Origin of the sequence: Cellulomonas sp., assembly GCF_036279715.1 — a bacterium.
Lineage (GTDB): Bacteria > Actinomycetota > Actinomycetes > Actinomycetales > Cellulomonadaceae > Cellulomonas_A.
This window is the reverse complement of record NZ_DASUIR010000174.1, coordinates 1-7947: the sequence shown is the minus strand read 5'-3', so window position 1 is coordinate 7947 and position 7947 is coordinate 1. Positions and strand designations below refer to the sequence as shown.

Sequence of the window (7947 nt, the reverse complement as noted above, 5' to 3'; positions counted from 1 at the left end):
CAGCAGCACGTCCTCGACGTGCTCGCGACCGGTGAGCACCTGTTCGTCGACGCGCCGACCGGGAGCGACGTCACCGGCATGCTCGCGGCCGTCGTGGCCGACGCGGCTGCCTCCGGACGCACCGTCCTGTACGTCCCCGGGCACCGGAGGGCGTCGTCCGCCCTCAAGGCGCGGCTCGAGCGACTGGGACTCGACGACCTCCTGCTCGATGTGGCGCCCGAGGCCGGCTGGCGCACCGCCGTGGGTCGTCGGCTGCTCGGCGCGATGACGCTCGAGGTGCGGGCGCCCGAGCGCGCGCGCGTCGACGCCGTGCGCCGGGACCTCGTCAAGCACCGTGACCAGCTGCGCGCCTACGTCGAGGGCCTGCACGCCGAGCGCACGCCGTGGGGGGTCTCCGCCTATGACGCGCTGCAGGCGCTCGCGCGGCTCACCGCGGCTCGTCCCGCACCGCGCACGACCGTCCGGCTCAGCGTCGATGTCGCGCGTGTGCTCGACGCGGAGCGCCGCACCGCGCTCGCTGCCGACCTGGTCCGCGCCTGCGAGCTCGACGCATTCACGCTGCAGTCGTCGGACACGCCCTGGTTCGGCGCCGACCTGCTGACCGACGCGGCCGCCCAGAGCGCTCTCCAGACGCTCGGCCGGGTGCTCGGCGACGGGCTGCCGCGCCTCAGCGAGCGGATCGCCGAGGTCTCTGCAGCGACCGGCCTGGTCCCCGCCACGACGGTCGCCGCGTGGGGTGAGCAGCTCGTCATGCTCGGCGGCATCCGCGGCGCGCTCGACCTGTTCCAGCCGATGATCTTCGAGCGGACGGCTGCCGACCTCGTCGCTGCGACGGGCACCAAGGAGTGGCGCGAGCAGCACGACCTGCCCATGGGCTTCTGGCTGCGGCGCCGCCTGCGCAAGCAGGCCAAGGACATGGTCCGCCCGGGTCGCCCGGTCGCCGACCTGCACACCGCGCTCATCGAGGTGCAGACGCAGCGCCAGATCTGGCAGGCGCACTGCCCGGCGGGTGGCTGGCCGCAGCTGCCCGAGGGGCTCGCCACGATCGAGGACGAGTACCGCGAGCTGAGCGCCGACCTCGGCGAGCTCGACGCGGCGCTCACCGGCACGCCCGGGGGAGCCGGCCTGTTCGACGTGCCCCTGCCCGAGCTCACCGCCCGGCTCGCCCGGCTGGTCACCGACCGCGCCGCGCTCGAGAAGCTGCCCGCGCGGACCACCCTCGAGCGCTCCCTGACCGCCGCAGGCCTGGGTGACCTCCTCGCCGACCTCGCGCAGCGCCGGGTCGGGGCCGAGCTGGTCGGTGCCGAGCTCGACCTGGCCTGGTGGAGCACCGTGTTCGAGCAGATCCTCACGGCCGACCCGGCCCTGGCGGGATACGACGGTGCGACGCTCGGCCGGCTGTCCGCCGAGTACGCCGCACTCGACCGTGAGCACGTGGCGAGCCTGTCGACGCCCGTGCGCAACGCCGTCGTCGGGCACATCGGCACGGCCCTGCGCGTGCACCGCGACCAGGCCGAGGCGCTGTTCGGCGAGCTCGTCGAGGACCGCATGACGAGCGTCCGCGAGACGGTCGCCCGGTACCCCGACGTCACCCGGCGCCTGCGACCCGTGCTCGCTGCCTCACCGATGCTGGTGCCGCAGCTGCTGCCCGCGTCGCGCACGGTCGACCTCGTCGTCATCGACGCGGCCGCCCAGCTGCCCGTCGAGGTGGCGGTCGCGGTCATCGCCCGCGGCCGGCAGGTCGTCGTCGTCGGCGATGCGCGCTGCGCGTCCGGGACCGCCGTGCGTGACCTCGCCGACGTCCTGCCCGTGGTCGCGCTGCGCGCCGACGCGTCCCGCCGCGACCCGTACCTCACCGCGTTCCTCGCGGCGCACGGCTACGAGGGTGTCCTGAGCCCGACGCCGCTGCCCGAGAACTCGCCGCTCGTGCGCCTCGACGTCGTCGACGGCACGGGCATGCCCGACGCCACGAGCGGGACCGTCGAGGGACCGCGCGCCGAGGTCGAGCACGTCGTCGAGCTCGTCCTGACGCACGCGCTCACCCGCCCGGACGAGTCGCTCGCCGTGCTCACGCCGTCGATCGTGCATGCCGACCTCGTGCGCGAGGCCGTGCTCGCCGAGGTGCGTGCCAACCCGAGCCTCGCGGTGTTCTTCGACTCAGGCCGCGTCGAGCCGTTCGTCGTCGCCGACCTCACGGGTGTCGCGGGCCTCCGCCGCGATGCCGTCATCTTCACCCTGGGCTACGGGCGCACGCCGCACGGTCGGGTGCTGCACCGGTTCGGCCCGATCGGCGATCCCGGTGGCGACGCCCGCCTGCTCGACGCGCTCGGAGCGACCCGGCACCGTCTCGACATGGTCGCGAGCTTCAGCGCGACGGACCTCGACCCCGCACGTCTGCGCGGCCCCGGCGCGCGGCTGCTCGCGGACCTGCTGGCCTTCGCCGAGCGCCGCGGGCAGGGTGCGACGGCTGACGCCCTGGCGAGGGTCGCTGTGCCTGCGCCGGCCGTTCCCGAGCCGCTGATGGTCGACGACGCGGGGGACGACGTCGGGACAGGCATCGACGGTGCGGACGTCGTGGCAGGTCCCGACATGGATTCCGTCGAGGTACGTGCGGACGACGTGCCGGCCGAGACCGTCGCCGGCGAGCCCACGGTTGCGGCCGCCGACCACCCGGAGCCCGATCGTCTCGTCGTCGACCTGGCCGAGCGGCTGTGGCGCCACGGGCTCGTCGTCGAGGTCGACCACGGACTGCCGGGAGGCACACGCATCCCGCTCGCCGTGGGCCACCCGGACCTCCCTGGCCGACTCGTGGTCGCCGTCCTGACCGACGACGACGCGTACGTCTCGGAACCGAGCATCCGCGTCCGCGACCGCCAGGTCGCCGATCGCCTCGACCGTCTCGGCTGGAGCGTCGTGCGGGTGTGGTCTGCGGCCGCGTTCCTCGACCCCCAGGCCGAGGTGGACCGGATCCGACGCGCTGTGCACGCCGCGATGCTCACGACGCCGCGGGCGGTCGCGCCCCTCGTCGTCACCCCGACGGTGAGTGACGACGACCTGCTGCCGGTCGCGATCGAGACCCCGATCGACGGGATCGGAGTGCTGGCCCCGGTCGCCCAGGTCGCCGAGCCGCTCGTGCCGAAGGCCGCTGCGGTGCCGGTGCCTGCGCCGATCATCGACTCGGTCCCGCAGGCCGCGGTGGACGTCGTCGAGCTGCACGCCGTGCCGAACACCACACCAGACGCTGCGCCGGAGACCGTGCCGGATGCCGCGCTCAGGCCCACGCCGCATGCCCCGTCGGGCGACCCCGTGCTGCACGCCGAGCAGCCGACCCTGGCCGTGCCGGCCGGCCCCCGACCGCACGTGCGGTCCGGGCTTCCGGTCAGCGCCTACAGCGACGACGAGCTCGACGAGATCATCACCTGGATCACGTCCGACGGCGTGGAGCGCAGCCGCGAGGAGCTCGCCGCCCGCGCGCGCGAGGAGCTCGGGATGACGCGTCGCAGCTCGCGGGTCGACGCGGTCGTGGCCGCCGCGGTCCGCCGAGTGACCCGCTGAGCGACTCGCTGAGCGACTGTCGGTCGTCCCGGCCGGTCCGGACCACCGGGCGCTGCGGTGGGATCATGGAGCGGTGACCGTTCCGACTGACCCCACGACCCCGATCGCTTCGAGCGAACCGCCCCCGGTGAGCGCGGCCACGCCCGGGGCGACGGTGAAACCCGCCGTGCCGCGCGTGATCGACGACTCCCCGCTCATCCCCGACCGCAGCGCGGACGACTCCGACACGGGCTGGCACGAGGGGTCCGACTCGAACGACGAGCGACTGCTCCGGGACGTCCCCCCGCACTGGTGACGTCGACGCCGTGCACGCAGTGACGCCCACGGTCCGCAATGACCGTGGGCGTCGCTGTGGAGAGTCTGGCTGTGGAGCTTCTGGCCGAGGGTCTCAGACCACCGGGGCCGAACCCGGGCCGGTCCCGGGGGTGGCGTCGTTGCGGATCGCTGCGCTCGACTGCCCGGCGAGCAGGTCGCGGATCTCCTGCAGCAGCAGGATGTTCTCGGACGGAGCGGAAGGCTCCTCGACAAGACCCTTCTTTCGGCGCGCGGCCAGGGTATTCATCGGGAGAACGATGAGGAAATACACGGCCGCCGCGATGAGCAGGAACTTCAGGAGACCATCGAGGACCAGTCCGATCGAGAAGTCCGCCTGGTTGAGCGTGAAGTTTCCGACCTTGGTGAGATCGGGCTGACCGAAGATCGCCGCGATCAGCGGGGTGACGATGCCGGTGACGATGGCTGTGACGACGGCGCCGAACGCAGCACCGAGAACGACGGCGACAGCGAGGTCGATCGCGTTGCCCCGAGAGACGAAGTCCTTGAATCCATTGAGAATGTTCTTCATGGCGCTCCCCCAAGTGACGGTGATGACGCCCGAATCATTCCACGATGACCGCACTCAGCAGGGCCGACGGGCCAGCACCAGCGAGAGCCGCTGCCTCGGCGGGCGTGACGGCGAGCAGGACGGGCGGCGCGGTGTCCTCGGCCTCGTGACCCGTACGTCCGGGTGGCGCGAGGACCAGCGCGCCGCGCGCGAGCGCTCGTCCCGTCCCGCCGTCGTCGGTCGCCGCGAGGACGTCGACGCGCATCCCCGTCGCAAGGAGGGCGGCAACCGCCGGATCCGCGAGCCGCACGGCCGCCACGACGGTGCCGGGAGGACCCGTGACGAGGTCGTGCACCAGGAGATCGTCGACGATCGGGAGACCGGCAGGCGCCCCGATCGCGAGCACCGCTCCGACGAGCGGCTCGGCCGCCGTCGGCGCGCCGGACGGCACAAGGCCACTCGGCATGTCGGACAGCCGGAGGTCGGACGCGACGAGGACGTGCCCAGCGGTCAGCGGGTGCGACGCGACGGGCACGGGAGACGTCTGGGCGGGTGGGGGGTGCAGCTCGCCGACGACGACGGCGCACGCGAGGCCGAGCAGCAGGGCCGCCACCGGGAGGCGGGCGCGCCAGAGCAGCACGCGCAGAGGAGGCATGGGCCGGTGACCGGAGCCGCGGTCGATGGGCGTGCCGCGAAGCTCGAGGTCGTGGTGGGAGCGCACGCCGCGACGCTAGGTGTCACGGTTCACCGCCGTGGCGCGACGGCAGCGCGCGCGGGCCGCCGTCGTGCGAGGTCGGGCTGGGGGTGCGTCAGCTCGACGCGGTGGAGGTGGAGCTCGAGGAGCTGGCCGAGGAGCTCGACGGCGCGCCGGCCGCAGCCTTCGCCGGGGCGGCTGTCGTCGGTGCAGGTGAGGAGTCGCCCGACGACGCGGCGGGCGTCGAGCTCGAGGACGACGTCCCCGCCGACACCGTCGACTTCGACTTCGAGCGCGAGTCGTTGCGGTAGAAGCCCGACCCCTTGAACACGACGCCGACGGGCGAGAACACCTTGCGCAGCAGCCCGTCGCACACCGGGCACACCGTCAGCGAGGAGTCGGTGAACGACTGCTGGATGTCGAAGCTGTGGCCGCAGACGGTGCAGGTGTAGGCGTAGATGGGCACTGAGGTCTCCCGTGACGTCGAGCGGAGCGGCGCCGCCGGGTCCCCGTGGCAGGGGGCCGTGCTAGCACTCTCCAGGTCCGAGTGCCAATGTTACTCGCGTGCGCAAGCCGGGTGGGCTGCGCCCGTTCGGGCTACCCTCCCAACGTGCCTCGTCGTCGTGCTGTCCGTCTGTCGCTCGTGGTCGTCGCCGCGCTGCTCGTGGTCGTCCTCGTGGGGGTCACGGTCCTGACCTTCGCCGTGATCCGGCGGCCGCTGCCCCAGGTCACGGGATCGGTCGAGCTGCCGGGCCTCGGTGCCGCGGTCACGGTCACGCGGGACGCCCGCGGCGTCGCGCACATCACAGCCGACAGCTCCGCGGACCTCTTCCGCGCACAGGGCTACGTGCACGCGCAGGACCGCTTCTTCGAGATGGACTACCGCCGCCACGTCACCGCGGGCCGGCTGTCCGAGCTCGTCGGCCAGAACGCGGACGCGCTCGAGGCCGACAAGGTCATCCGCACGCTCGGGTGGCGCCGGGTGGCCGAGCAGGAGCTGCCGTTGCTCGCGCCGGCCACGCGCGACATCCTGCAGGCCTACGCGGACGGCGTGAACGCCTACCTCGCCCAGCGGGACCCGTCGTCGCTCGCCGTCGAGTACACGATCCTCGGGCTGCAGGTCGACGTCGCGCAGCCCGAGCCGTGGAGTCCGGTCGACTCGCTCGCGTGGCTCAAGGCGATGGCCTGGGACCTGCGCGGCAACTACGACGAGGAGCTCGCACGCGGGCTGACGTTCTCCGCGGTGCATGACGTCCAGCGCGTCGACGAGCTGTTCCCGCCCTACCCGCAGGACCTGCACAGCCCCATCCTCGACGCGGCCAGCGTGCAGACGCCCGTCGCGACCACCACGTCGTCCTCCCTCGACCTGGCAGACGCGGGCGTGCAGCAGGCCCTGACCGAGGTCGATGCGGCCCTCGCGGCCGTCCCGCACCTGCTCGGCTCGGGCGAGGGCATCGGCTCCAACTCGTGGGTGGTCAGCGGCGCGCACACGGCGTCCGGCAAGCCGCTGCTCGCCAACGACCCCCACCTGTCGATCTCGGCGCCGGGCATCTGGTCGCAGGTCGCGCTGAGCTGCCGCGAGGTCACCGCCGCCTGTCCCTACGACGTCGCGGGCTTCTCCTTCGCCGGGCTCCCCGGAGTGATCATCGGGCACAACGCGCAGCTCGCGTGGGGGCTGACGAACCTCGGCGCGGACGTGACCGACTTCGTGCTCGAGAAGGTCGGCGACGGGTGGTCGCTGCGCGACGACAAGCGGGTGCCGCTCACGACGCGGACCGAGACGATCAAGGTCAACGGTGCGGCCGACGTCCAGCTGACCGTGCGCTCGACGAGCCACGGCCCGCTCGTCTCCGACGTCCTCAAGGTCGCCGACGTGGGCACCGTCCCCATGCCGGACGGCTCGCCCGCGGGCCGCTACGAGGTCGCGCTCGAGTGGACCGCCCTGACCCCGGGCCACACCGCGGACGCGATCCTCGCCCTGGACGTCGCAGCGACCCCCGCGGATGTCGCGCGGAGCGCAGCCCTGTTCGACGTGCCGTCCCAGAACATCGTGTACGCCACGACGGACGGCCACATCGGCTACCAGGCCCCGGGGCGGATCCCGGTGCGGGCCGACGTCGCGGGGGCGCCGCTGCCGTCGGACGGCTCGTGGCCGCGACCGGGCTGGGACAGCGCCTACGACTGGAAGGGGTACGTCGACGCGGCGCAGCTGCCCGCCGTCGAGGACCCGGCGGCGGGGTTCATCGTCGCGGCGAACCAGGCCGTGACGCCTGCCGGTGTCGGTCCGTTCCTGACCTCCGACTGGGACTACGGCTACCGGTCCCAGCGCATCCGCGACTCGCTCACGCAGGCGATCGCCGCCGGGACGCGGCTCGACGTGGCGAGTGCGGGCAAGCTCCAGCTGGACGACCACAACCCGTACGCGGACGTCCTGGTGCCCGCGCTGCTCGCCGTCCACCTCACCGACTCGTTCGACGACGACGGCCAGCAGCTGCTGCGCACCTGGGACCGACGCTCGGGGACGGACTCGGCCGCGGCCGCGTACTTCGCCGCGGTCTGGAAGACCTTGCTGCGGCTGACGTTCTGGGACGAGATGCCCGACGGCTACGAGCCCGACGGCGGCGGCCGCTGGCTCGAGGTCGTCCGGATCCTGCTCGAGCAGCCCGACTCGCCGTGGTGGGACGACCACTCGACCGTGGGCGTCGTCGAGGGGCGCGACGAGATCCTCACGCGCGCCCTCGTGTCGGCGCGGCGCGAGCTCACCGCGACGCTCGGCAAGAACGCGACCGAGTGGCGGTGGGGCGCACTGCACAGCGCCGCGCCGCAGCACGCGGTCCTCGGAGGTCCCTCGCTGCCGACGTTCGTCCGACGCCTC

Annotated in this window: 6 protein-coding genes; 3 read left to right on the top strand and 3 right to left on the bottom strand. The window is 73.4% G+C overall.

Going from position 1 to position 7947, the window contains the following annotated elements; all coding sequences use genetic code 11:
- A partial coding sequence (locus tag VFW79_RS16445; protein ID WP_329678362.1) for a hypothetical protein occupies nucleotides 1–3555 on the top strand: 3555 nt, incomplete at its 5' end.
- Nucleotides 3556–3628: 73 nt separating this feature from the next.
- Complete coding sequence (locus VFW79_RS16440; protein WP_329678361.1) at nucleotides 3629–3850, top strand: hypothetical protein; 222 nt, start codon at nucleotides 3629–3631, stop codon at nucleotides 3848–3850.
- Between the two features lie 93 nt (nucleotides 3851–3943).
- On the opposite strand, the gene mscL is transcribed toward VFW79_RS16440, so the two are convergent.
- The 3 genes from mscL to VFW79_RS16425 form a co-directional block, all read right to left on the bottom strand.
- Entirely contained in the window at nucleotides 3944–4399 is a 456-nt protein-coding gene (gene mscL / locus VFW79_RS16435; protein ID WP_329678360.1) for a large conductance mechanosensitive channel protein MscL, read from the bottom strand.
- A 34-nt stretch (nucleotides 4400–4433) separates the two neighbouring features.
- Nucleotides 4434–5099, bottom strand: coding sequence for an SAF domain-containing protein (locus tag VFW79_RS16430; RefSeq protein WP_329678359.1), 666 nt, complete (start codon nucleotides 5097–5099; stop codon nucleotides 4434–4436).
- Between the two features lie 88 nt (nucleotides 5100–5187).
- Nucleotides 5188–5538 (bottom strand): FmdB family zinc ribbon protein, encoded by a 351-nt coding sequence (locus tag VFW79_RS16425; protein WP_329678358.1) that lies wholly within the window; start codon nucleotides 5536–5538, stop codon nucleotides 5188–5190.
- Between the two features lie 144 nt (nucleotides 5539–5682).
- Between VFW79_RS16425 and VFW79_RS16420 the strand changes: the two genes are divergently transcribed.
- Nucleotides 5683–7947: penicillin acylase family protein (locus VFW79_RS16420; RefSeq protein ID WP_329678357.1), on the top strand; the 2265-nt coding region annotated here is incomplete at its 3' end.